Below are 25186 nucleotides of genomic sequence, written 5' to 3' on the forward strand. Positions count from 1 at the left end.
CCTCGCAGACCGCTGACGCCGAAAGCACCAACCCAGCAATGACCCTGACCACTAACCCCACCGCCTAGCACCACCCCCCAAAAACCCCCCAAACCCCCAAAGTGCGAACGAACAACCCTTGGGGTTCAATTTGCCTTCGCACAGTCGTATACTCAGGCCTCCTGTTTCCCATGGCTGCGCGTGGCTCGTGCCCGCGTGCGCAGCCGCGCTACGAGGCACGCATGGCAAGCCTGAACAAGACTTCCCTGACATCCGCCGGGCGTAGCCTGCTCCAACGCGCGAACTCGGTAGCGCAAGCCCGACGCACCCGGCGCATTGTGATCGGGCTCCTGCTTGCTCTCATCGTCATCGGGCTGCTCGGGTTTTTCGCCGCGCCGCCACTCATCCGACATATCGCGGAACAACAACTCTCCGCGCAACTCGATCGCCCAACCAGCATCGAACGAATCGCGCTTAATCCCTATACGCTCAGTTTTGAAGCCGACCGCGTTCATATTGGCGAAGCGCCCGCCAATATGGACGCAGGCACAAAAAGCGGCGATTTTGTCGATATAGAACGCCTGATCGTGCACCCTTCATGGTCGTCGCTGTTTCGTCTCGCGCCGATTATCAACGAACTCAAGATCGATTCACCGCGCTTTCATATCGTGCGCTTCGACGCGCAACGCTTTAATTTCTCCGATCTCGTCGAAAAATTCTCGAAGCCGTCAGCCAATCCGTCCACCAAACCGGCGCGATTTTCGGTATCGAATATTCGAGTGGAAAATGGCCGGATCGATTTCGACGACCGCCTGCTTAAAACGCACCACGTAATCGATCGCTGGTCGATCGGGATTCCGTTTATCGCCAATCTCGCGTCGACTACGGAGTTGTTCGTGACGCCGTCGCTGCAGGCGCGTATCGACGGGTCGCCGTTATCCATCACCGGGCGCACCAAGCCGTTCGCCGAGTCGCGCGAGTCGGAGATCGCGCTGCAACTCGATGGCCTCGACCTGCCGCAAATGCTGTCGTACGCACCGGCCTCGCTGCCGGTCGCGGTCAAGAGCGGACGCTTGTCGACGAACCTCAATGTGAGCTTTGAGCTCAACGCCGACGCCCCCGTGGTTCGCATCAAAGGGACGGCCGATCTGGCGGGTCTGGCCGTGACGGACAAGCAGGATGCGCCGCTTTTCGCCGCGCAGTCGCTGCATGTGAACGCGGTGAACCTGGAACCGCTGCGTAACGTGTATCAACTGGATGAAGTGACGTTGATGCAGCCGGACGTAAAACTTTCCCGCGATAAATCAGGCGCATTCAACTTCGAAAAACTGAGCGCATCAACGCCCGCTGCACAGCCGGCCGCCACGCCCACGCCCGCCAGCGATGCCAAGCCCGCCGACACCGCCGCGCAACCGCTCGACCTCGCGATCAAACATCTGGCGATTGACCAGGGCCATATCGTCTTCGATGACCGCTTGATGGCGCAACCCGCCACGCTTGGCCTGACTGCGTTAAACGTGACGCTCGACGACTTCTCCACGCTCGGCAAGGCCCCGGCGCGCTATACGCTGAAGACGGCCTTCGATCACGGCGGCGGGCTCGACGCATCGGGTAGTTTTACGCTTCCAGGCAAGAACGCCGACGCGAAACTCGCGCTGAACGACTTGCCGCTGGCGCCGTTGCAACCCTACGTGGCGAACGCGGTGGCGGCTCGTATCACCAATGGTTCGCTCGGCGCAAATTTGCCGCTGCAAGTAAATTGGTCGAAGCCGGAACCGTCCGTTCAGGTCGGCGCCGGCGATGTCACGCTCAAGTCGCTGAAGCTGGTGCCGCAGTCGAGCAACACCGCCCCCATCGCGCTGGGTTCGGCTGAAGCGAAGATCCGGAAGATCGATGTCGCGGCGCGCACGGCAGCGCTGGACAGCGTCGTGCTGACCGGCCTTTCCATCGATGCAAAACGCCTGAAGGACGGCAGTATCGATCTCGCCGCGCTCGCCGGTCCGCACGAAACCGCGCCGGAAGCCAGCGCGACGCGCAAGGTCGAAAAGGCGAATGAGGCGGGTCCGGCATGGCGCTATCAAATCGCGCAAGTGTCGCTCAACGACAGCAGCGCCGACTTCACCGACGAATCCACGCCGCGCCCGATAAAACTGCACATTGCGCCATTGCAGCTGGGCGTCAGGCAGGTCACCGACGACCTGACGAAACCGCTCGCCATCGACGGCAAGCTGACAATGAACGGCAAAGGCGCGCTGGCCGTAGCAGGCACGCTGACCGCGAAACCGCTGAGCCTCGCGTTGCACGTTGACGCCAGCGAACTCGATGCATCGTCGTTCGAGCCGTACTTCGGCAGCAACCTGAACGCCACGGTTTCCAGCGCGCTGCTGAGCGCGAACGGCGACGCATCGTTCTCGGGGGAAGGACGCTCGCTGAAGGCCGGTTACAAAGGCGATGTGTCGTTGTCGAACGTGCGGCTGATCGACCGGGCGAATTCGGACCCGCTGGCCGGCTGGAAATTGCTTGGCCTGACAAAATTGAACGCTCGCTACGATGAACGCGGCGCCGATGTCGAGGCTGCGCGCGTCACGTTCGCGAACTTCTACGGCCGTGTGCTGCTCGACGCGCAAGGCAAGCTCAATCTTCGCGATATCGTGGCGCAGGACAAAGGAGCGGTCACCACGGCCGCCGCCACGACGCCAGCCTCCGCACCGGCAGCCTCCGCACCGGTCGCAACGCCTGTCGCGCCGAAACCCGCGTCGTCATCGGCGAATCTGCGCTTTGGCCAGCTGGTGCTGCAAAACGGCCGCGTGACCTACACCGATAACTTCATCAAGCCGAATTTCACCGCGAACCTGGTCTCGATCACCGGCACGATCGGCGCATTCGGCACGCACTCGACCACGCCCGCGCCCGTCGATGTCGCCGCGAAACTGTCCGCGAACGGACCGGTATCGATTAAAGGGGTCGTGAATCCGCTGATCGCGAAACCGTCGCTGGATCTCACCGCGAGCGCGCACGACGTCGAGTTGCCGAATATCTCGCCGTATTCGACAAAATATGCGGGTTATCCGATCACGAAGGGCAAGCTCAACGTCGATCTGCACTACATGCTGGCCGACGAAAAGCTCAGCGCGAACAACCATCTCTTCATCGATCAGCTGACGTTCGGCGATCACGTCGACAACGCCACCGCGACCCATTTGCCGGTGCGGCTCGCGGTGTCGCTGCTGAAGAATTCGAAAGGCGAGATCGACGTCAACATCCCCATTTCCGGCTCGCTCTCGGATCCGCAATTCTCGGTAGGCGCGCTGGTGTGGACAGCCATCGTTCACTTGCTCGAGCGCGCGGTGACCGCGCCGTTCTCGCTGATTGCAAACGCGTTCGGCGGCAAGAACCCCGAAGAACTCGGCTACGTGGAATTCGATCCGGGCTCGGCCACGCTGAGCGACGCGTCAAAGGAGAAACTCGACACCATCGCGAAGGCGCTGGCCGACAAACCGTCGATCACGCTGGAGATATCGGCCCGGGTGGACCCGGCGCTGGACGAACCCGGGTTGCGCGCGGCCTATGTCGACCGGCAAGTGCGTCTTTCGAAGATGCAGGACGCGAGCGAAGACAATCCGAACATCAATCCGTCGAGCATCCCCATTTCCGCCGATGAATACAGCAAATTCCTCACGAAAGCGTATAAAAGCGCGGACTTCAAGAAACCGCGCAACCTGATCGGCATGACGAAGACCGTGCCGGACACGGACATGAAAGCCGCGCTCGCGGAGCATGCGCCGGTGGACGAGGGCGCGCTTGGTGCGCTGGCGCAGCGGCGCGCGGAAGGTGTGAAGCAATATTTCGAGGGCAAGATCGACAGCAAGCGGATCTTCATCGTCGCGCCGCACCTCAACGCCGAGGGCATCAAGGACAAGGGTGCACCTACGCGGGTAGACTTCGGGCTGAAGTGATAACGAAGCGAAATCAGGCGGATTCAGGCCCGCGCTTTTAGACGGTGCACGCCGAAGAACCCGGATCCTTGGGAATGGCCGGGACCATCGGCATTCTCGCGAATCCGCGCTACACTCATTTCATGAATGCGGCAGCGCATCGCGGCGCGCATGACAGGAACGTGGAGTGGCCAAGCGTCCAGCCGCGTTCCCGAATTCACCGCGCCTCATCGCAAAAACCGTCAAACGAGCCGTATAAAGTAAGCGCTTCGCGCGAAGCGCCCACGGCATTCAGGCTCTCCACACCCGAATCCAGCGCTGCACAACCTGCAGGAGAATCCCATGCTTTTGCATGATCTGGCTGACCGGTATGGTCCGGCAATCGTCTTTTTCAACGTGATGGGCGCGGCGCTCGGCCTGCCCGTTCCCGCGATGCCGACGCTGATCGTGGTCGGCGCGTCGGTGGCCATGATGGGCGTCAACGGCCAGGCCTTGTTGCCCCATCTCGCGCTGATGCTCGGCATTGCCACGCTCGGCGGGGTGCTGGGGGATCTCGTCTGGTTCCAGGGCGGCCGGCGCTACGGCGACCGCACGCTCAAGACCATCTGCAAACTGTCTTTGTCGCGCGATACCTGCGTAAAAAAGACCGAACGTTTTTTTGGTCAATGGGGCGTGCGCGTGCTGCTCGTCGCGAAATTTATTCCGGGTTTGTCGCTGGTTTCAGTGCCGCTCGCCGGTGCAATGGGCGTGCGCATGCGCTCGTTCATCGCGCATGACGGTGTGGGCGTGGCGTTATGGGCCGCTGTGGGACTCGCGGTGGGCGTGGTCTTCGCGGCCGAGCTCGACATGGTGTTCGCCATGATCGCGCGGCTCGGCAAGCAAGCGCTCCTGGTCGTGGCGATCGCACTGGCGTTTTACGTGGCGTACCGCTACTGGCGCCGGAAGATGCTGATGAAGACGCTGGAAACGGCGCGCATTACCGTCGACGAACTGTATGCGTTGATGGAGAACCAACCGCTGCCCGCTATCTTCGATATCCGTTCCGCCGAGAAACGCGTGCTCGATCCCTTCGTGATTCCAGGCTCCGTTTTCGCCGATGAACGCGAATTGCAGAAGATCGTGGAAAGTTACCAGCCGGATCAGAAGATCATCATTTATTGCTCGTGTCCAAACGAGGTGTCGGCGGCGTGGATGGCCAAGGCACTCCGCAATGCGGGTTTCAAGGATGTCGTGCCGCTGACCGGCGGACTCGACGCCTGGCGTCTCGCCGGTCTCGACCTCAAGCCGCTCACCGACTTCGGCGGCGCGCGCGAGGACCTGGGCGAAATGGCCGCCATGTGCCCGTGGCCCGCGAAAGCGCCGGCCGCCGACAAAGGCGCCCTGCATGACGCCGTCTACCTGCATGGAGATCGCCACGCATGAGCACTACGCCCGAAGGGACGAACGAAGCGCCCAACCATGGCCAAGGCCATCCGGAATGGCGTGACAGCTCGCCGGCTGCATCGGAAAATCTCAACGCGATCACGAACGATACGGCCAACGCAGCGCCGGCAGAAGCCGCGGCCGACGCCCCGTTCTCGCCGCTCCAAAGCCGCAAGCATCAGATGTATCCGTATCTCACCGCCGAGGAAATCGACCGCATGCGGCGCTTCGGCAACGTGCAGTACTGGCGCGCGGGCGAGCTGATGTTCGAAGTCGGCGTGCCCGGCCCGGGCATGTTCGTGCTATTGAACGGCCGGGTGCGGATTACGCGGCGCGACGGACTGGGCCACGTGCATCTGGTGACCGAGGCGGAGCCCGGGCAATATCTGGCGGAAGTCGCCCAGTTGTCGGGCAAGCCCGCGTTGGTCGATGGTCACGCGATAGAAGATGTGGAAGCCATCCTGATCGTGCCCGAGCGGCTGCGCGCGCTGCTGGTGGCGGAAGCGGAACTCGGCGAACGGATCATGCGCTCGCTGATTTTGCGCCGCGTCGGGTTGATCGAAAAGGGTAGCGGGCCGATTCTCGTCGGCCAGTCGGACGATGGACGGCTGGTATCGCTGCAAGGATTTTTGAGCCGCAACGGTTATCCGCATACCGTGATCGACGCGTGTACGGATCCCGAAGCCATTGCGTTACTCGAACGGATCTCGACATCGAAGGCGGATTTCCCGCTGGTCATATGTCCCGACGGCACCGTGATGCGCGCGCCCGATGAAAACCAGCTGGCGTCGCAACTCGGCTGGCTACCGGAATTCGATCCGGCGCATATCTACGATGTCGCGGTCGTCGGCGCCGGGCCGGCCGGATTGGCGACGGCGGTGTATGCGGCGTCCGAAGGGTTGTCGGTGGCGGTATTCGATTGCCGCGCGCCCGGCGGACAGGCCGGCGCGAGCTCACGGATCGAGAACTATCTTGGCTTTCCGACCGGCATTTCCGGTCAGGCGTTGGCCGGGCGTGCGTTCGTGCAGGCGCAGAAGTTCGGCGCGCACATCGCCATTCCGACCGAGATCAAGGCGCTTCACTGCAACTGCATGCCGATCCAGATCGAGCTGATGAACGGGAAACGCGTGAGCTCGCATACGGTCGTGATCGCGACCGGCGCGGCGTATCGGCGGCCGAACATTGTCGGGCTCGAAAAATTCGAAGGGCGTGGCACGTATTACTGGGCGTCGCCGGTGGAAGGGAAGCTCTGCAAGGGGTCGGAAGTCGTGCTGGTGGGCGGCGGCAATTCGGCCGGACAAGCAGTCGTGTATCTCGCCTCGCACGCGGCGCGGGTGCATTTGCTGATCCGCGGACCGGGGCTGGAGCTGAGCATGTCGAAGTATCTGATCGACCGGATCGCGGCATTGCCGAACGTGACGGTGCATACACGCACGCAGATCGAGTCGCTGGAAGGCGATGGCCGTACGCTCGCCGCCGTGCATTGCAAGACGCCTGACGGCCCGCTCACGCTCGATGTGCGGCATCTGTTCCTCTTCACCGGCGCCAACCCGAACACGGCGTGGCTGCGCGACTGCAACGTCAACACCGACGGCAAGGGTTTTGTGCTGACGGGGCCTGCTGCACATGGTGGCCACGCAGACGGCTCGACCTCGCTGGAAACCAGCGTGCCGGGTGTGTTTGCCATTGGTGATGTGCGTTCGGCATCCACGAAACGCGTGGCAGCGGCGGTGGGCGAGGGCGCGGCGGTTGTATCGCAGATTCACGGCTTGCTGGCCGAGCGTCAGGAACTGGCGCTCAAGGCTGGGGCGGTGGAGTAGACGCGGCTAGACGAGGCGCTGCGGCGCGGCGGCAAACCGGAGCGTGAATTCGATCCAGCCGTCGGCCGAACAACTCACCGACGCCGAGCCGCCGTGCAGCCGCATGATCGCCTGCACGATAGACAACCCCAAGCCGCTCGATTCCGTGAACTCGCTACGGGCTGCATCGCCGCGATAAAAACGGTCGAACAGGCGAGCGAGGTTGCCGGGCGCGACTGGCATGCCCTGATTGCCAATCACGATAATTGCGCCCTGCGCGTCCTCGCGGCCGGTCAGCCGGATCGTAGTGCCGCCTTCGGCATAGCGCACTGCGTTGACAACCACATTGCTGATTGCGCGCCGGGACATGATTGCGTTAGCCCACATCTCGCCTTCGGCATGCACTTCGAAACTGAGATTACGTTCGTCGGCGAGTCCTTCGAAGTACGTCGCAATGGTTTCCAGTTGTTCGTGAATGTTCAGCGGCGTGCGCTCTATGTCCTGCCGTTCGTGATCCGCCTGCGCCAGAAACAGGATGTTCTGCGCAATCCGTCCCAGCCGCTCAAGCTCCTCCAGATTCGACTCCAGCACGCTCTTGTATTCGCTCTCGTTGCGCGTATGCGCGAGCGTGACCTGCGTCTGTCCAATCAGCACGCCGATAGGCGTGCGCACCTCGTGCGCCAGATCCGCGGAGAACTGCAGCAGCCGTTCATAACCGGTCGACAAGCGGTCGAGCATGGCGTTGAACGACATCGCGAGGCTTTGCAGTTCGGTCGGCGTGTTCTTGATATCGAGTCTCGCGGACAAGGTGTCAGGCGAGATTCCGGCGACCCTGTCGGCCATTTTTCTCAACGGCGCAAGCCCGCGGCTCGATACCCACCACGCGAGCAGCGCGGTGATCAGCACCGCGCTCACCACGGTGATCCAGACGCGCACAAGATAGGCTGACAACACTCGCGCTTCCTGCGTCATCACGTGTGCCGCGATGATCTCGATGACTTCGCCGCTGGCGCCTACCTGGGCTTGCGCCGCGACCCAGCGCATGCGTACGCCGTCCCGGCGCGTGCCTTCATAGAGTGCGTTGAGGTTGACGGCGCGTTGCACCGGCACCGGGACGAGCGGCGGCAACGGCATGTTTTCCGGGTTCACGCTGATGAACGGCGCGAGGCCCGGACGCTGGAAAATAATGACGTCCTGACTGTCGCCGAGCATGGTCTCGAACAGTTTGGGCCGCGCTTCAATTTCCTTGATCGTGTAGAGGTCGTGCAGCAGCGAGCGAAAGTGTTCGACGCGCCCGATCAACTGGTAATCAGCGCGCGTGGACAGCGTGGCGCTGGTCGCGTGATACAGCGACCCGCCGACCATGCTGACCACCACGCACACGATCAACGCGAACAGGCAGGTGATCCGGACGACCAGCGAACGCGAACGCCATAGCGGACTCAATGCGCGTCCCCGGATGCACCGAACGAATAACCGATGCTGCGCACCGTGTGGATCAACTTGATATCGAAGGGCTGATCGAGCTTCGCGCGCAGGCGTTTGATGGCGACATCGACTACGTTGGTGTCGCTGTCGAAGTTCATGTCCCACACTTCCGATGCAATCAAGGTCCGCGACAACGCTTCGCCTTGCCGCTTGCAGAAGAGATGAAGCAGCGCGAATTCCTTGTTCGTGAGCGCGATGTCCGTGCCTTGGCGCGTCACGCGACGGCGCAGGACATCGACGTGAAGATCCGCGACCTGGAAGACATCCGACTCGCGTATTACACCGCGCCGCAGCAATGTGCGGATGCGAAGCACGAGTTCGGTGAACGAGAACGGCTTGACGAGGTAATCGTCCGCGCCCAGTTCCAGGCCGTGAATACGGTCCCGTACGTGATCGCGCGCGGTCAGAAAGATGACTGGCAGGTCACGTTTCGCGCGCAACGCCTGCATGATCTGCCAGCCGTCGAGACCGGGCAGCATGACATCCAGCACGATCAGCTCATAGGGATGCGCCAACGCCTGATGCAAGCCATCAGCGCCATTGCGGATCAGGTCAACCTGATACCCGGACTCGGTGAGCCCCTTCTTCAGATAGTCGCCGGTCTTGCGGTCGTCTTCTATAACCAGGATGGTCATGCTGCGGGCGCTTCGCTTTACGTGTGGTTTGCGTACGGGTTTGCGTCGGAAATAAGTCCATTCTATCCACCTGCCCCGGTGCGCGGAAAAGATGACAAAAAAGTCATTAACGTGTCATGCGTAGATCAGCGTACGGTAGCTAAGATGCAATCCAGACGAGGCCTCCGCGCGTGGCACTGTGCGCTGCGGCCATGTGCCTATCAAGTCCCCCGGTTTCCCCTGAGTCACAGTATCTGCGTATCCTGTTCGATCCATCCCATCACGAGGCGAGCTTGAATCCATCTTCGACTCAACTTTCGACTCAAGCCATCACCCAGCCGGGCTGGGTTCGCATCACGCACTGGATCAATGCGCTGGCGGTCGTGGTGATGGTGACGAGCGGCTGGCAGGTCTACAACGCTTCGCCGATTTTCCCTTCATTTGTTTTTCCTCCAAGCATCACGTTGGGCGGATGGCTGGGCGGCGCGTTGCTGTGGCACTTCGCGGCCATGTGGGTGCTGGTCGCGAACTTCCTGGTGTACGTGGGGCTGAACATCATTTCCGGAAGATTCCGCCGCAAGCTGTTTCCGCTCAGCATAAAAAGCCTGTTCGGCGATCTGCGGGCCGCGCTGACCGGCAAGCTCAAGCACGACGATCTCACGCACTACAACGCCGTGCAGAAGGCTGCGTATCTGGCGGTGATCGTGGACATTGTGGTTGTCATCCTGTCGGGCATGGCCGTCTGGAAGTCGGTGCAATTCCCGTGGCTGCGCGACCTCATGGGCGGTTACAACAACGCCCGCGTGGTCCACTTCTTCGCGATGAGTTTCCTGGTGGCGTTTTTCGTGTTGCACGTGGTGATGGTCGCGCTCGTTCCACGCTCGTTGTTGCTGATGATCCGGGGCCGCTGAACCATGCTGAACAGAAAGAGCGAACTGATTGCATCGACGCTTGATGTCGACAACATCCTTAAAGATGCGCGCAATGAACTGAAGGCGCCGGCGCGGCGTCTTTTCGGCAAGCGCATTTTGTCGCTTGGCGGTCTCATGATGCTCTCGGGCTGCAATATCTCCGACGATAAATCCGTCAACGCCGTGCTGCGGACCATGTCGCGTTTCAACGATGAAGCACAAGCATTCCTCTTCGATCCGAACAAGCTCGCACCGACCTATCCCGAGTCGATGATCACGCGGCCGTTCCCGTTCAACGCGTTTTATGACATCGACGATGTCCCTATCGTCGATGCCGCTACGTACAAGTTGCCTGTCGGTGGACTGGTGAAGGGCAAGAACGTGTGGACGCTTGAAGAACTGCGCGCGTTGCCGCAGGAAAGCCAGGTGACGCGGCACATCTGCATTGAAGGATGGAGCGCGATCGGCAAGTGGGGCGGTGTGCGTTTCGCCGATTTCCTCAAGCGCTCCGGTGCCGATACCACCGCCAAATACGTGGCATTCCACTGCGCGGATAACTATTCAACCAGCATCGACATGCCGACTGCGCTGCACGCCCAGACGCTGCTGACGCTGACGTACGACGGCCAGGTCTTGCCGCCAAAGTACGGCTTCCCGATGAAGCTGCGCATGCCGACGAAGCTTGGCTACAAGAACCCGAAGCACATTGTCTCGATTACCGTGACGAACGAATATCCCGGTGGTTACTGGGAGAACCAGGGTTACAACTGGTTCGGTGGGGCCTGAATTTTCTCGCGTCAAATACCAAAACTGGAGCTTCCATGTCTATTGCGTCATCTACTTCATTGCGTTTGAAAATGGGTGTATCGGTTGCAGCGCTCGCCTTTGCCGGCGTTGCGTTTGCCCAGGCGCCAGCCGCCAAGCCCGCGCGTATTCGCGGCGATATTGTTTCGTTGTCTGGCGATACGCTGACCGTGCATCGTCGCAGCGGCGACACCGTGACCATCGACATGAAGCAGGACACGCAGGTCACGGCCGTGAAGAACATCAAGCTCTCCGACATCAAGACCGGCTCGTTTATCGGCACGGCAGCGACTACGGGAACCGACGGCAAGATGACGGCGACCGAAGTGCTTGTGTTCCCGGAAGCGGCACGCGGATCGGGTGAAGGCCACTATGCGTGGGACCTCTCGCCGAATAGCACGATGACGAATGCGAACGTCGATCAGATCGTGACGGGCACGAGCGGGCGTGATCTGAAGCTGTCGTACAAGGGCGGCAGCAACACGGTGACGGTGCCGGACGGCGTGCCGGTGGTGACGTTCGCGCCAGCTGCGCGCACGGATCTGGTCGCGGGCAAGAAGGTGTTTATCGTTGCGTCGCCGGTGAGCGGTACTGAGTTTGCGGCTTCGCGGGTTGTGGTTGAGAAGGATGGTGTTGCGCCGCCGATGTAAGGGCGTGAAGCCACGTTCACGTGGATCCCGGCGCGGCTAACAGGTCTTCGATCCGCACCGGAAGATTGCGTACACGAACGCCCGTCGCGTGATAGACGGCGTTGGTAATGGCAGGCGCAATGCCTGCCATGCCGATCTCTCCAATTCCTCGCGCACCGAGTGGATTCAGTGCGAAATCCGGATAGTCCAGAAACGTCACGTCCATCTTGGGCGAGTCGGCATGCGTCGACATCACGTAGTCGGCGAGGTTGCGGTTCAGCGGCGCGCCTGAACGCGAGTCGTAGTGCGTCTCCTCGAACAGCGCCATACCGACACCCATCACGATCGCCCCTTCAATCTGGTTCCGGCCCGTGCGCGCGTTAATGATCTTGCCGCCATCGATTACGCTCACCACTCGGCTCACGCGTAACCGTGCGGTTTCCGGCTGCCACGTGACCTCGATAAAGTGCGCGCAATACGAGTGAATCGACACTTTGTTTGCATCGGCATCTGTCTGGCTCGCGCCGGAACGACCTCTGCCCATCAAGGTGCCGATCTGCGCAGGTGCAAGGATTCGTTCGAATGGCACGCCTGCTCCGGGTGAGGTTCCTTTGCGATAGACCATGCCTTGTTCAAAGCCCAGCACGTCCACCGGCTGCCCTTTGAACGGCGAGTTGTCCGTCCCGGCGGCAGTCGCGAGAAGCTGCTGAACGACAGCCTGGGTGGCCTGCGTCACGGCGGGAACTAGCGACGCGGTCACCATCGAACCGCCGGACAACGGTCCCGGCGGCAAACGGGTATCGCCGATGATCACGAAAATCTTGTTGAGCGCGATGCCCGTCAGATTGGCGACCATCTGGGCCAGGATGGTGTAAGTGCCCGTGCCGATGTCCTGCGTCGCCGTCGCTACGCGAGCGGTCCCATCGCCATGCAGTTCGACGATCACTTCCGCAGGCTGTCGCCTCGCCGCCCACGATCCCGCTGCCATACCCCAACCCACCACTAAGCCATCACGATGCATCGAACCGACCGGCGTGGTGCGATTCGACCAGCCGAATTTGTCAGCGCCGACGGTCAGGCACTCCTTGAGATGCCGGGACGAGAACGGCACGTTCCGGCTTTCGTCCATGGCGGGTTCGTTGATCAGCCGCAACCGGAGCGGATCGACGTTGAGCTTGATGGCGAGTTCATCGACGGCCGACTCGATTGCGAACAGGCCCGGCACCGCACCTGGGCCGCGCATCGACGTGCTGGGAGCAATGTCCCGGCGTGCAAGGGACGCTGTCACGCGGAGGTTAGGCGAGCTGTAGAGGTAGCCCGTCGTCTCTCCGCAGTTCTCTTTGCGCGTTTCCCGCCGAGCCGTTTGATAGACATAGTCCTGTTGGAAGGAGGTGAAACGCCCATCGGGCGTTGTCGACAAACGCATGCGCTGCTGAGTGCTGGTACGGTGGCCCACGTTATGAAACATCATCTCGCGGGTTACGACCAACTTGACAGGGCGCCGCAGGTTGCGCGCCGCAGCGCCGGCGAGCAACGAGTGCGACCATGGAAACAGTTTGCCGCCGAACCCGGAACCAAGGTATTTCATGATCACGCGCACCTGATCTTCTGACACGCCGAGCATCAGCGCCATGACTTGCCGCTGGTTGACAATCGATTGCGATGTTTCGTAGAACGTATAGTTCGTTCCGTCGAATGCAGCAACAGTCGCGTGCAGTTCGATTGGGTTGTGCGTTTCGATCGGCGTGGTGTAGGTCTGATCGACCTTGAGCGCATCGGGCGCATTGGCGAAGGCGGTGTCAACGTCGCCTCGCTGCGTATCGATTGAAGGCGTGTCTTCCGCCGACATCTCCGTGCGCGTATCGGGTTGGCTGGTGGAATAGCTTACCTTCACCGCACCGGACGCCGCGGTGGCCTGCTCGAAGGTATCGGCGACCACCACGGCAATATACTGGCCGTAATAGTAGACCATGTCATCCTCGAACGGCGGGCGTTTCTCGTCGATCCTCGCTTCTGACGCGAAGCCGATCCTATAGAACTTGCCAATGTTCTCGCGCGTGAAGACCGCTTTCACGCCGGGCATTTTTGCGGCAGCAACGGTGTCGAGCTGTGTCACGCGGCCCTTGCCGATCGCCGCGCAAACGGGGACCGCATAGAGCATCCCGGGCAACGCGAAATCCGACGTATAGGTTGCGAGGCCGCTTACCTTGAGCGGGCCATCAATTCTTTGGAAGTCGCCGCCAATCAATGGCTGCGCTTTCTTCGAAGCTAATTGCATTGTCTTCTCCGCGACGCGAACGTCGAGTCAGGCAGTTTGGGTGGCAAGCGTGAGTGCATGCTGAATGCATCGTTTCGCCAACTCGACCTTGAAGCCGTTCTGGCTTTGTGGGCGCGCCGCCTGAAGCGCGGCTTCGGCTGCCGCCCGAAACGCCGGGGCGTCGGGTGCGCGTCCGAGAAGCGCCGCTTCCGCTTCGTGTGAACGCCAGGGCTTCACGCCCACGCCGCCCAGCGCGATCCGCACGTGATCTATCTTTCCCGCCGATACGGTCACCACAACCGCGGCCGATGCCAGCGCAAACTCATACGACGCGCGATCGCGCAGTTTCAGATAGACGCTGCGATTACCGGGCATCGGAGGGGGAAGCGTCACGTGGGTGATCAGCTCCCCGGCATTGAGCGACGTTTCGCGCTCAGGCGTAGTGCCGGGTAACAGGAAAAAGTCGTCAATGGCGATGCTTCGTTTGCCCTGCGGACTTTCAGTGTGGACGGTTGCCTCAAGCGCCGTCATGGCGACATTCATGTCCGACGGATTGGTTGCGATGCAGTGGTCGCTCGTCCCCAGGATCGCGAGATTACGGTTGAAGCCACCGATCGCAGAACAACCGCTGCCCGGTTCGCGCTTGTTGCATGGGGTGTTCGTATCGCGGAAATAGACGCAGCGGGTGCGTTGCAGCAGATTGCCGCCGGTCGTCGCCATGTTGCGCAATTGCGCCGATGCACCCGACAGCAACGCTTTAGAAAGCACGGGATAGTGCGTCTTGATTAACGGATGATTCGCGAGATCGGCATTGCGCACCGTCGCGCCTATCGTGACGCCGCTGTCGTCGAGTGTTTCGACCTTATCGAGCGGCAGGCGGTGGATGTCGATGACCTGCGTTGGACGCTCCACATCGAGCTTCATCAAGTCGAGCAGTGTCGTGCCGCCGGCCAGAAAGCGTATCGATGGCGTGCTTTGCTGACTGGCTGCATTGGTCTGCGCCGTCGCCATGTCGAGCGCCTGTTTGACATCGGCCGCGCGCTTAAGCTGAAAGTGTTCCATTCGTTCGCTCCGCTTATGCTTTCCGGCGAACTTGCTGGATCGCGGACACGATATTCGAATAGGCGCCGCAGCGGCAGATATTCCCGCTCATCGCTTCCTTGACGTCTTCGTCGGCGTGACCGTAGGGCTCTTTGAGCAGCGCGACGGCGGACATGATTTGCCCCGACGTACAGAAGCCGCATTGATAGCCATCATGTTCGACGAATGCGGCTTGCATCGGATGCAGGTTGCCTGGCCGTCCAATGCCTTCGATAGTGGTGATCATCTCGCCTTCGTGCGTAGCCGCAAGGCTCAGGCACGAATTCACGCGCCTGCCATCCACATGGACCGTACACGCGCCGCACTGGCCATGGTCGCAGCCCTTCTTGGTGCCGGTGAGACGGAGATGTTCGCGCACGCAATCAAGCAGGGTAGTGCGTGGATCGATATCGAGTTCATGGAGCGTGCCATTGACGTTCAATTGCACATGAACGTTGCCATCGGCTGCGGGCACGACATCGCTTGGCGCATCGGTCTGGATTGCGTCGTCGGAATCCGCCAGTGCAAGAGCATGAAGTTGCCCGGTGCCCACTGCGACACCCGCTGCGCCGACGCGTGTCAAAAAAGAGCGCCGCGTCACGCGCTCGAAGAGCGTCGTCGGCTCATTGTCAGGAGTGTCCGGTCGCTGAGGCTTGTCGTTCATGAGTCGAATTCCCGTTGAAGCATGGATCGAAGAGGACTGACATCAAGAGGACTGACATCGTCCTAGCGTTCGATACACATCATAGGCAACCGCAGTGGCGTCAAGATGGCCGAGAGATGGCGGGAAGATGGCGCACGCGCGTATGCGTTGCCCGAGGGCGGTCCGTCTTTTGCGCGTTGGCTACGGGATTTGCTGGCTGGGTCCATGGCGGACCTGTAGAGCGGTAGTTCTTTTCCTACCCGCGTTTATCCAGCACTTCGACCGTCGCGATCAGGTCGCCAAAATCCTGCACCAGCAAGTTGAGCACGAAAGGCAGGACGGCGTTTTTCTCCATCGCTTCGCACGCGCTATGGGATGCCGATCGCAGTCGTTCGAACGATGCCCGCGCAAGCCGGACGTTCTCGTCCTGATGGCTTTGATCGGCATCGAGTGTGGCGGCCAACGTCTGCGCAGCTTCGGTGAAAGCATCGGCGGTCACGTTCAGCGCGTCGCGGTTGGCCGCGCTTAGTCGCCCCGCTAACTCGGGATCGCCGGTAAAAGCCTTACCCAAAAACAGCGCATCCCGATGCAGCCGCGTCAGCATCGGCGCGACCTTGTCGATCACGTCCCCGCGCGTGCGCTTCACCGGCACGATGATGTGCTCACGCCCCGCTTCGGTGATGGCATCGTCGAGTGCGTGCTCCGCGGCGGCAGAACGCCGATGCAGACGCTCGGCTTCGTTCGCGTCGTCGGGCTTGCGTAGAGTCAGCGTGATCAGTTCGCCCAACGCGAGGACGATTTCACTCGCGCGATCGTGGGCTGTATTGATCGCGCGATTCGGCATCAGGAACGCGACGAGGAGCGCCGATCCCGCACCGATCAGGATTTCAAGCACACGGTCGATCGGCCGTGCGAACGGCGAGCCGAGGCCGCTTGCCGGCACCAGCACAACGACGACGAGCGTGACGCAGGCAAGCCGGAGGGTTGGGCGCCAGGAGGCCAGGGCAGCGAGCGGCAGGAGCGCGACGGCGAACACGATGAGCGGCTGTGCGCCGTGCAGGATGGCGAACAAGCCGACCACACCGACGACTCCACCGATCACCGCCCCAATGATCTGGTCGCGGCCGGTGTTCAACGCCTGGTTGAGACTGGGCTGCGTGACGACAATCAACGTGGTGATAACCGCCCAGTAAAGCTCTGGAAGCGTCGCGAGTTTGGCGACGGCGTAGCTGAGCAGGCAACTGACGAGCGTGCGGGCGAAGCGCCGAAGTTCGGGCGTAGACGTGAGTTTTTTCGTGAGCACTAGGGGTTTATTGGCTGAGTTCTTTCAGGGTTGTCCCGCTCGAGCCCGCGGCTGGCGAGCCGTTTTGCCAGCGGCAGCAGCGTGGTGCAATCTACATTCCCGCCGCCAGCCGTATCGGCCAGTTTAAGTTCAAACCGGCAAAAAGGTCCGACGTTAATCCGTTCGCTGCGGCCCACGACAACGCCTCGATTCTCCGCGGCCAGCAAAACCCGCGTGATCGCGTTACCATAAACGGTTGATTCGCCGGGTTTCGAATGCTGAAAATGTTGAATCGACCTCGGCGGCAGTTTCCCCAATTCCCCGTTTTCCCGATAACCACGAACATCAGGAGCCAAGCATGAGCGAAAGCACATCATCGCGTCATTACCCGAGCACGCAGTTGTACATCGACGGCGCATGGCGCGCGGGCAGCCGCGACACCGCCGTGGTCAACCCGGCGACGGAAGCGGAAATTGGCCGTCTCTCGCTGGCAGGCGAACAGCATCTCGCCGAAGCTGCAGAAGCCGCCGCACGCGGTTTCGCCGCATGGCGCAAGGTATCCGCGTTCGATCGCAGCAAACTCATGCGCCGTGCCGCGCAAAACCTGCGTGACCGCGCCGAGGAAGTGGCCGCGATCATGACCATGGAGCAAGGCAAGCCGCTGGTCGAGTCGCGCATTGAAGTGCTGGGCGCAGCGGACACCATCGACTGGTTCGCTGAAGAAGCGCGCCGGACGTACGGCCGCGTGATCCCGGCGCGTGCCGGCAATGTGCGCCAGATCGTGACGCGTGAGCCAGTCGGCCCCGTCGCCGCCTTCACGCCGTGGAATTTCCCGATCAATCAGGCGGTGCGCAAGGTATCGGCGGCGCTGGCGGCAGGGTGCTCGGTGGTCTTGAAAGGACCGGAAGAAACGCCGGCAAGCTGCGCGGCGCTGGTTCAGGCTTACATCGACGCAGGCTTGCCCGCGGGCGTGCTGAACCTCGTGTTCGGTGTTCCCGCCGATGTCTCGAAGTTCCTGATCGCGCATCCGCTGATCCGCAAGATCTCGTTCACGGGCTCGACGGCAGTCGGCAAGTTGCTGGCCGCGATGGCCGGCGAGCACATGAAACGCGCCACGATGGAACTCGGCGGCCACGCGCCTGCGCTGGTTTTCGCCGATGCCGACATTCCGCGCGCCGCGAAACTCCTGGCCAGCGCCAAGTTCCGCAATGCCGGTCAGGTGTGCATTTCGCCGACGCGTTTTATCGTCGAGGAATCCGCTTACGAGGAATTCACGGAGCATTTCGTCGCGACGACGAAGAAGCTCAAGGTCGGCAACGGCCTGGAAGAAGGCGTGCAAATGGGGGCGCTTGCCAACGGCCGCCGCTTGCAGGCGATGGAACGTCTGGTCGCCGATGCCGTAGAGCAGGGTGCCAAGGTACTGACGGGTGGCGAACGCATCGGCCGTGAGGGTTATTTCTTCGCGCCGACGGTACTCGCCAATGTGCCGATGTCGGCTCGCATCATGACGGAAGAGCCGTTCGGCCCGATAGCACCGATCTCGACTTTCAAGTCTTACGACGAAGCGATCGTGGAAGCGAACCGTTTGCCTTATGGCCTGGCAGCGTATGCGTACACGCGCTCGAGCGCGACGTCCGCGGCAGTGGGTGAGGACATCGAAAGCGGCATGGTGTCGATCAACCACCACGGGCTCGGAATTCCGGAAACGCCGTTCGGCGGCGTGAAGGATTCAGGCTACGGCTCGGAAGGCGGCAGCGAAGCGATGGAAGCGTATTTGGTGACCAAGTTTGTGAGTGAAGCGCGGTAAGTCGAATAGCAGTTAGCTCTTAGGTAAAAACGCGACGCGGCCTTTCGGCGCGTCGCGTTTTTCTTTGTTCGGCGGTTTCGCCCGGACTTTTACGGACGCCTTGTATCCGTTCAAAGTCGGAATCCAACCCGACATTCGGCATCGACATAAGCAGCTTGATGAACCTCGAATGTCGGGCCTTGCCCTCGGGCGTTTTAGCCACTTCCGCTCGTTCGGCGGGTGAAACGCTGATCTTTCTGGTGACGACTTTCTTCATTCTCTCTTGCGGATGTGACTGACCAGACGCATGATTGCGTCGAAGATCGTGTAATCATCATACGATATCGCATACTTGGACCAAGAATGAAATCTTGCACGCTCAGAGAGCTTCGTAGCAACTTCAAAAAGATACTGAAGGAGGTCAGCAACGAGCACGCGCCGACGTTGATCACCCGGCGGAACGGGGAAAGCATCGTGATGATTTCGGAGCGTGAGTACAACAGCATGCTGGAGACACTGCATCTCCTTGGTACAGCGAAGAATGCACAACGGCTGCGCGAATCGGTCGCTGAATTCAAAGCGGAAAACCCGAAAAAAAACCCGGCCGAAGCCGGGTTCAATGTTCCCGCGCCCTGATCTCAAAAGGACGCGGTCACCTGCAACAAATACTAAATACTTACGCTGCCAGCAGCGAGCGCAGCACGAACGGCAGGATCCCGCCGTGCTTGTAGTAATCCACTTCAATCGGTGTATCGATACGCAGCAACACCGTCACGCGCTGCTCGCTGCCATCTTTCCGATGGATCACGAGCGTCACTTCCTGCTGCGGCTTGATATCGGACGTGAGACCTTCCAGATCGAACGTCTCTTCGCCGGTAATACCCAGCGACTGCACGCTGTCCGACCCCTTGAACTGCAGCGGCAGCACGCCCATGCCGACCAGGTTCGAACGGTGAATCCGCTCGAAACTACGTGCCACGACCAGCTTCACGCCGAGCAATTGCGTACCCTTGGCGGCCCAGTCACGCGACGAACCCGTGCCGTACTCTTCGCCGGCAAACACGATAGTCGGCGTGCCTTCGTCGATGTACTTCATGGCCGCGTCATAGATCGACATTTCTTCGCCGCTCGGCTGGAATATCGTCACGCCGCCTTCCACGCGCGAACCGTCTTCCTTCAGCGGGATCATGAGGTTCTTGATCCGCACGTTGGCGAAGGTGCCGCGCATCATCACGTCATGGTTGCCGCGACGCGAGCCGTAGCTGTTGAAGTCGGCCTTCTGCACGCCGTTCGCCTTCAGCCACACGCCTGCGGGCGAGCTTTCCTTGATCGAACCAGCCGGGCTGATGTGATCGGTCGTGACCGAGTCACCGAAAATGCCCAGCGGACGCGCACCCTTGACTTCAGGAATGCTGTCGGCCGGCGTCATCGAAAAGTCCTTGCCGAAGAACGGCGGCTCAGCGATGTATGTCGACTTCGGCCAGTCATAAACCTGACCCGCTTCGCCTTCGATCTTGCTCCACAAATCGCCGGTCTTCGTGAGTTCGGCGTAGTTCTTGCGGAACGCATCGGCGTCGAGTGCGTACTTCAGCAGCGCGTTGACTTCATCGCTCGTCGGCCAGATGTCGCCGAGGAAGATGTCCTTGCCGTTCTTGCCCTTGCCGACCGGTTCCGTCATCAGGTCGACGGTCATGTTTCCGGCGATGGCGTAAGCCACGACCAGCGGCGGCGAGGCCAGGAAGTTGGCGCGGATGTTCGGGTGAATACGCGCTTCGAAGTTACGGTTACCAGACAGCACGGCGGCCGCCACAATATCGTTCTTCGTGATCGCGTCGTTCAATTCCGGCGTCAGGTCGCCCGCATTGCCGATACACGTCGTGCAGCCGTAAGCGGCCAGCGTGAAACCGAGCTGGTCCAAATACGTCAGCAGGTTGGTCTTCGTCAGGTACTCGGTGACGATCCGCGATCCTGGCGCCAGCGACGTCTTGATATGCGGCGCCACGGTCAAGCCGGCTTCCACGGCCTTCTTCGCGAGCAAGCCGGCGGCGAGCAAGACGCTCGGGTTCGACGTGTTCGTGCACGACGTGATGGCGGCGATCAGGATGTCGCCGTTCTTCACGTTGACCTTGTTCGTGGTCACGTATTGCTTGTTCAGATCCGCAGCTTTCTTGCCAAAACCGTTGTCGCTCACAGCCGCCGAGAACAGTTCGGTGAAGTTCGACTTCACATTGCCGATTTCGATACGGTCTTGCGGACGCTTCGGGCCAGCCAGCGACGGAGCAACCGTGCCGAGGTCGAGCGTGAGCGTCTTCGTGTAATCGATGTCGCCGGCCTTCGGCACGCCGAACAGGTTCTGCGCCTTGAAATAGGCTTCGAACGCCGAGATTTCTGCGTCGGTGCGGCCCGTTCCCTTGAAGTAGTCGATGGTCTTTTCATCGACGGGGAAGAAGCCCATGGTTGCACCGTATTCCGGTGCCATGTTGCCGATGGTCGCGCGGTCCGGCAGCGACAGCGACTTCGTGCCTTCGCCGAAAAACTCGACGAACTTGCCGACAACCTTCTCTTTACGCAGCATTTCGGTAACCGTCAGCACCAGGTCGGTCGCCGTCACGCCTTCGCGAATCTTGCCCTTCAGCTCAACGCCCACCACGTCCGGCGTCAGGAAATACACCGGCTGGCCGAGCATGCCGGCTTCAGCTTCAATACCGCCCACGCCCCAACCGACCACGCCAATACCGTTGATCATCGTCGTGTGGCTATCCGTGCCGACGAGCGTGTCCGGGTAATACACCGTATCGCCGTCAACCGACTTCTTGTGCACGCCACGCGCCAGATATTCCAGGTTCACCTGGTGGACGATACCCACGCCCGGCGGCACGACCTTGAATGTATCGAAGGCTTGCATGCCCCACTTCATGAACTGGTAGCGCTCGTTATTGCGCTGGAATTCCAGCTTCATGTTCAGGTCGAGCGCGTCTTTCTGACGGAAATAATCGATCTGCACCGAGTGGTCGACCACCAGATCGACCGGCACGAGCGGCTCGATTGCCTTCGGGTCCTTGCCTGCGCGCTGTGCAACGCCGCGCATTGCAGCGATGTCGGCGAGCAGCGGCACGCCGGTGAAATCCTGCAGCACGACGCGCGAGACGACGAACGGAATTTCATCGGTACGATCCGCGACCGGCTTCCAGGTCGCCAGTTGCTTGATGTGTTCCTCGCCGATCTTCTTGCCGTCGTAGTTGCGCAGCACCGATTCCAGCACGATGCGGATCGACACCGGCAGGCGTTCGATCTTGACGTTCAGCGCCTTTCCGAGTGCGGGCAACGAGTAGTACTTGCCTTTGCCGGAACCGCTGTCGAATTCCTTGAGCGTTTTGTGGAGATTGTGGGCCATGTTTTTTTTCCTTGGTTTAAACGAGGAAATACCTTCGAAACGTTAGACGGTAGATCTAAAAGCGGGTGAAGAATCCTGACTAAATCACGTACAAATCAACGTATTCATTGACCGGCATTGCTTCGAGCGTTGCCTGATCCAGCGATACCGCGAGGATCGCCTCTTGCTGCTTGGCTGGGAAACGCCGTGCGAGGTTGGTCCTGAATTTCTCGACCAGAAGGGGGATGCCGTCTTCGCGACGGCGTTTGTGTCCGATCGGATATTCGACGACGATTTCGTCGAATTTGCTGCCGTCATTAAACTCGACCGTCAGCGCATTCGCGATCGAACGCTTCTCCGGATCGTGATAATCCTTCGTGAATTGCGGGTCTTCCACGCATTCCATCTTCGCGCGCAAGGTGTCGATGCGCTGATCCTTCGCTATGCCGTCTTCGTAATCCGAAGCGGTCAGGCGACCATGGATCAACGGCACAGCGATCATGTATTGAAGGCAGTGATCGCGATCGGCGGGGTTATCGAGCGGACCTTTTTTATCGATGATCCGAATCGCCGCTTCGTGCGTGCGGATTGTGATCTTCTTGATGTCCTCGACCTTCTTACCCGTTTCCGCGAGCTTGCCATGCAAGGTCATTGCCGCTTCCACGGCCGTTTGCGAGTGGAATTCAGCCGGGAACGAGATCTTGAACAAGACGTTTTCCATCACGTACGAACCGTATGGACGCTGGAACTTGAACTCGTTGCCCTTGAAGAGCACGTCGTAGAAACCCCATGTTTTAGCGGTCAGAACCGAGGGATAGCCCATCTCGCCGGTCTTCGCGATCAACGCAAGACGCACGGCGCGGGAGGTTGCATCGCCGGCTGCCCACGATTTGCGCGAACCCGTATTCGGCGCATGTCGATACGTGCGCAGCGAATGACCATCCACGAAAGCCAGCGATACCGCATTGATCAACTCATCACGCGTGAGGCCGATCATCTGACCGACCACTGCGGTTGAAGCCAGTTTCACCAATAAAACGTGATCGAGGCCGACCTTGTTGAACGAATTTTCCAGCGCGATACAGCCTTGAATTTCGTGCGCCTTGATCATCGCGATCAGGACGTCTTTCATCGACAGCGGCTTCTTGCCGGTGGCGACCGCGTTACGCGATAACCAGTCGGCCGTTGCCAGAATGCCGCCGAGATTGTCCGACGGATGGCCCCATTCGGCAGCGAGCCATGTGTCGTTGAAGTCGAGCCAGCGGATCATCGCGCCAATGTTGAACGCGGCCTGAACCGGGTCGAGCTGGAAAGAGGTGCCGGGCACCTTGGCGCCGTTGGGGACAATCGTGCCGGGCACGATGGGTCCCATCAGCTTGGTGCAGGCAGGGTAGGTCAGTGCTTCGAGTCCGCAACCGAGCGTATCGATCAGGCAGTTGCGCGCGGTGTCGAGCGCGAGCGTGCTGTCGACTTGAAAGTTGAGAACATAGTCGACGATATCGACTAATACTCGATCCGGCTCGGGCCGGACGTTTGAAATCGGTGCGGACATCGAAAAACCTCTGGCGAAAACTTACTTGACGTTCTTGATCAGTTCGTTGGATTGCGTCGGTGCCGGCGTGCCTGCTGCAGCCATTTCATCCGTCTTGCATTCGTCGGCGAGACGCGACGAATCCTTGTCCGAGAACAACATGGCCTTGCTCGGGATCACGACGAGGTCCATGCCCGTTGCTGCATCGTGGAAACGATCCGCGCCGGTGGTGGTTGCTTCGCGCGGCAGTTGATAGTCCTTCTTCGCCCAGTTCACGGTGACGATCTGGTCGCGCTTCATGTCGCCTTTCAGGTAGAAAGCCAGGCCTTCGTTACAGGACCATTTCGTTGCGCCTTCCGGAATTGCATCGACTTTTGCTGCAGCTTTGGCTTCAGCGGCGGGTTTGCGCTTGATCAGGCGGCGTGCCGGCGCGGGGCGTTTCGCCACGGCCTTCTTGGCCGTCGTCGACTTGGCCGGGGTGGTCGTTGTGGCATCTGCGGCCAGCGCGCTCGTGGCGGCGAACATGCCCGACAGGGATAGGGCGCCGACTACGCTAGCGATCAGGAGTTTATTCATCAATGACAGCCTTTCTAAATTTCGTTTAAATGTTCAATCGGAGCGTTTGCAGCGCCATTTCGTGGGTGAAATGACCGGCTGCATTGGCCCGTTTTGCGAAAGCACGCGCGCCGATTTTGGCCATCCGGCGCACGCAGCGCGCTATTTTCGCTTATTTATAGATTGGAACTTCAGATTTTCGGGCCCGGTGTAATTTGCGCTCGGCCGGATGATCTTGTTATCGATGCGTTGTTCAATGATGTGAGCGCTCCAGCCCGAGGTCCGCGAGATCACGAACAGCGGCGTGAACATGGCTGTGGGCACGCCCATCGCGTGATAGGAAACAGCGCTGAACCAGTCCAGGTTCGGGAACATCTTCTTCGCGTCCCACATGGTTGTTTCCAGGCGCTCGGCGATGTCGTAAAGCTTTGTGTCGCCGGCTTCTTTCGCCAGCTTCTTCGCGATGTCCTTGATCACCTTGTTACGTGGATCGGAGATGGTGTACACCGGATGACCGAAGCCGATCACCACTTCCTTCGCTTCCACGCGTCGACGGATATCGGCTTCCGCTTCGTCCGGCGTTTGATAGCGCGACTGGATATCGAACGCAGCTTCATTCGCGCCGCCATGTTTCGGACCACGCAATGCACCAATGCCGCCGGTAATCGCCGAGTACATGTCCGAACCCGTGCCGGCGATTACGCGGCAGGTGAACGTCGATGCGTTGAATTCGTGCTCGGCATACAGGATCAGCGATGCATGCATCGCATCGACCCATGACTTCGACGGCGGTACACCATGCAGCAAATGCAGGAAATGCCCCCCGATGGAATCGTCATCGGTCTCGGTTTCAATGCGCCGGCCGTTATGCGAATAGTGGTACCAGTACAGCAGAATCGAGCCGAGCGAGGCCATCAAACGGTCGGCAATATCCTTCGCGCCCGAGATGTTGTGGTCTTCCTTCTCGGGCAGCACGGTGCCAAGCACGGAGACGCCGGTGCGCATCACATCCATCGGATGGGCGGACGCGGGAATCCATTCCAGCGCGGCTTTCAGGTTCGCGGGCAAGCCACGCAAACCCTTGAGCTTGGCCTTGTA

General features: G+C 60.5%; 20 protein-coding genes. 8 read left to right on the plus strand and 12 right to left on the minus strand.

Annotated elements, in window-relative coordinates; translation table 11 throughout:
* Positions 1–221: 221 nt before the first annotated feature.
* The 3 genes from GSQ93_RS33990 to GSQ93_RS34000 all read left to right on the plus strand — a co-directional run bounded on the left by GSQ93_RS33990 (position 222) and on the right by GSQ93_RS34000 (position 7156).
* Complete coding sequence (locus GSQ93_RS33990) at positions 222–3935, plus strand: DUF748 domain-containing protein (protein WP_158940304.1); 3714 nt, start codon at positions 222–224, stop codon at positions 3933–3935.
* Positions 3936–4256: 321 nt separating this feature from the next.
* Positions 4257–5336: a DedA family protein/thiosulfate sulfurtransferase GlpE gene (locus GSQ93_RS33995; RefSeq protein ID WP_158940305.1), complete on the plus strand. Its 1080-nt coding sequence runs from the start codon at positions 4257–4259 to the stop codon at positions 5334–5336.
* On the plus strand, positions 5333–7156 hold the full coding sequence (locus GSQ93_RS34000; RefSeq protein ID WP_158940306.1) for an FAD-dependent oxidoreductase: 1824 nt from the start codon (positions 5333–5335) through the stop codon (positions 7154–7156). Before GSQ93_RS33995 ends, GSQ93_RS34000 begins: the two co-directional genes overlap by 4 nt.
* A gap of 6 nt (positions 7157–7162) precedes the next feature.
* Here the strand turns inward: GSQ93_RS34000 and GSQ93_RS34005 are convergent, their stop codons facing one another.
* Both GSQ93_RS34005 and GSQ93_RS34010 read right to left on the minus strand, forming a co-directional pair.
* On the minus strand, positions 7163–8581 hold the full coding sequence (locus tag GSQ93_RS34005) for a heavy metal sensor histidine kinase (RefSeq protein WP_158940307.1): 1419 nt from the start codon (positions 8579–8581) through the stop codon (positions 7163–7165).
* Positions 8578–9258 carry a heavy metal response regulator transcription factor gene (locus GSQ93_RS34010; protein ID WP_158940308.1) on the minus strand — a complete coding sequence of 227 codons (681 nt, stop codon included), beginning with the start codon at positions 9256–9258 and terminating at the stop codon, positions 8578–8580. The genes GSQ93_RS34005 and GSQ93_RS34010 overlap by 4 nt, the downstream gene beginning before the upstream one ends.
* Positions 9259–9530: 272 nt before the next feature.
* On the opposite strand from GSQ93_RS34010, the gene GSQ93_RS34015 reads away from it, so the two are divergent.
* The 3 genes from GSQ93_RS34015 to GSQ93_RS34025 are packed head-to-tail and all read left to right on the plus strand — an operon-like array spanning position 9531 to position 11602.
* Positions 9531–10148: a cytochrome b/b6 domain-containing protein gene (locus tag GSQ93_RS34015; RefSeq protein WP_301952110.1), complete on the plus strand. Its 618-nt coding sequence runs from the start codon at positions 9531–9533 to the stop codon at positions 10146–10148.
* A 3-nt stretch (positions 10149–10151) separates the two neighbouring features.
* The gene (locus GSQ93_RS34020) at positions 10152–10934 is read left to right on the plus strand and encodes a molybdopterin-dependent oxidoreductase (protein WP_158940309.1); all 783 of its coding nucleotides are present in this window, start codon (positions 10152–10154) and stop codon (positions 10932–10934) included.
* Positions 10935–10969: 35 nt separating this feature from the next.
* On the plus strand, positions 10970–11602 hold the full coding sequence (locus GSQ93_RS34025; protein WP_158940310.1) for a hypothetical protein: 633 nt from the start codon (positions 10970–10972) through the stop codon (positions 11600–11602).
* A 16-nt stretch (positions 11603–11618) separates the two neighbouring features.
* On the opposite strand, the gene GSQ93_RS34030 is transcribed toward GSQ93_RS34025, so the two are convergent.
* The 5 genes from GSQ93_RS34030 to GSQ93_RS34050 form a co-directional block, all read right to left on the minus strand.
* The gene (locus GSQ93_RS34030; RefSeq protein WP_158940311.1) at positions 11619–13859 is read right to left on the minus strand and encodes a xanthine dehydrogenase family protein molybdopterin-binding subunit; all 2241 of its coding nucleotides are present in this window, start codon (positions 13857–13859) and stop codon (positions 11619–11621) included.
* Between the two features lie 27 nt (positions 13860–13886).
* Positions 13887–14900, minus strand: a complete 1014-nt coding sequence (locus tag GSQ93_RS34035) for a xanthine dehydrogenase family protein subunit M (protein ID WP_158940312.1) — start codon at positions 14898–14900, stop codon at positions 13887–13889.
* Positions 14901–14913: 13 nt separating this feature from the next.
* Positions 14914–15582 (minus strand): (2Fe-2S)-binding protein, encoded by a 669-nt coding sequence (locus GSQ93_RS34040; RefSeq protein WP_158940313.1) that lies wholly within the window; start codon positions 15580–15582, stop codon positions 14914–14916.
* 235 nt (positions 15583–15817) lie between these two features.
* Entirely contained in the window at positions 15818–16864 is a 1047-nt protein-coding gene (locus GSQ93_RS34045) for an FUSC family protein (RefSeq protein WP_158940314.1), read from the minus strand.
* The gene (locus tag GSQ93_RS34050; RefSeq protein WP_158940315.1) at positions 16864–17160 is read right to left on the minus strand and encodes a hypothetical protein; all 297 of its coding nucleotides are present in this window, start codon (positions 17158–17160) and stop codon (positions 16864–16866) included. The genes GSQ93_RS34045 and GSQ93_RS34050 overlap by 1 nt, the downstream gene beginning before the upstream one ends.
* 41 nt (positions 17161–17201) lie before the next feature.
* On the opposite strand from GSQ93_RS34050, the gene GSQ93_RS34055 reads away from it, so the two are divergent.
* The gene (locus GSQ93_RS34055; protein WP_158940316.1) at positions 17202–18650 is read left to right on the plus strand and encodes an NAD-dependent succinate-semialdehyde dehydrogenase; all 1449 of its coding nucleotides are present in this window, start codon (positions 17202–17204) and stop codon (positions 18648–18650) included.
* Between the two features lie 19 nt (positions 18651–18669).
* Here the strand turns inward: GSQ93_RS34055 and GSQ93_RS34060 are convergent, their stop codons facing one another.
* Positions 18670–18906 (minus strand): DNA-binding protein, encoded by a 237-nt coding sequence (locus GSQ93_RS34060; RefSeq protein WP_158940317.1) that lies wholly within the window; start codon positions 18904–18906, stop codon positions 18670–18672.
* 86 nt (positions 18907–18992) lie between these two features.
* Here GSQ93_RS34060 and GSQ93_RS34065 point away from each other — a divergent pair, with 86 nt between their 5' ends.
* Positions 18993–19265, plus strand: coding sequence for a type II toxin-antitoxin system Phd/YefM family antitoxin (locus GSQ93_RS34065; RefSeq protein WP_158940318.1), 273 nt, complete (start codon positions 18993–18995; stop codon positions 19263–19265).
* A gap of 40 nt (positions 19266–19305) precedes the next feature.
* On the opposite strand, the gene acnA is transcribed toward GSQ93_RS34065, so the two are convergent.
* The 4 genes from acnA to prpC all read right to left on the minus strand — a co-directional run.
* Positions 19306–22023, minus strand: a complete 2718-nt coding sequence (gene acnA, locus GSQ93_RS34070; RefSeq protein ID WP_158940319.1) for an aconitate hydratase AcnA — start codon at positions 22021–22023, stop codon at positions 19306–19308.
* Positions 22024–22102: 79 nt separating this feature from the next.
* Positions 22103–23554, minus strand: a complete 1452-nt coding sequence (locus GSQ93_RS34075; RefSeq protein ID WP_158940320.1) for a bifunctional 2-methylcitrate dehydratase/aconitate hydratase — start codon at positions 23552–23554, stop codon at positions 22103–22105.
* A 21-nt stretch (positions 23555–23575) separates the two neighbouring features.
* On the minus strand, positions 23576–24109 hold the full coding sequence (locus GSQ93_RS34080; protein ID WP_158940321.1) for a hypothetical protein: 534 nt from the start codon (positions 24107–24109) through the stop codon (positions 23576–23578).
* A 141-nt stretch (positions 24110–24250) separates the two neighbouring features.
* The coding region (gene prpC, locus GSQ93_RS34085) for a 2-methylcitrate synthase (RefSeq protein WP_158940322.1) at positions 24251–25186 on the minus strand (936 nt) is incomplete at its 5' end.

This window comes from Burkholderia sp. S171 (genome assembly GCF_009766085.1).
In the GTDB taxonomy this organism is placed as follows: domain Bacteria; phylum Pseudomonadota; class Gammaproteobacteria; order Burkholderiales; family Burkholderiaceae; genus Caballeronia.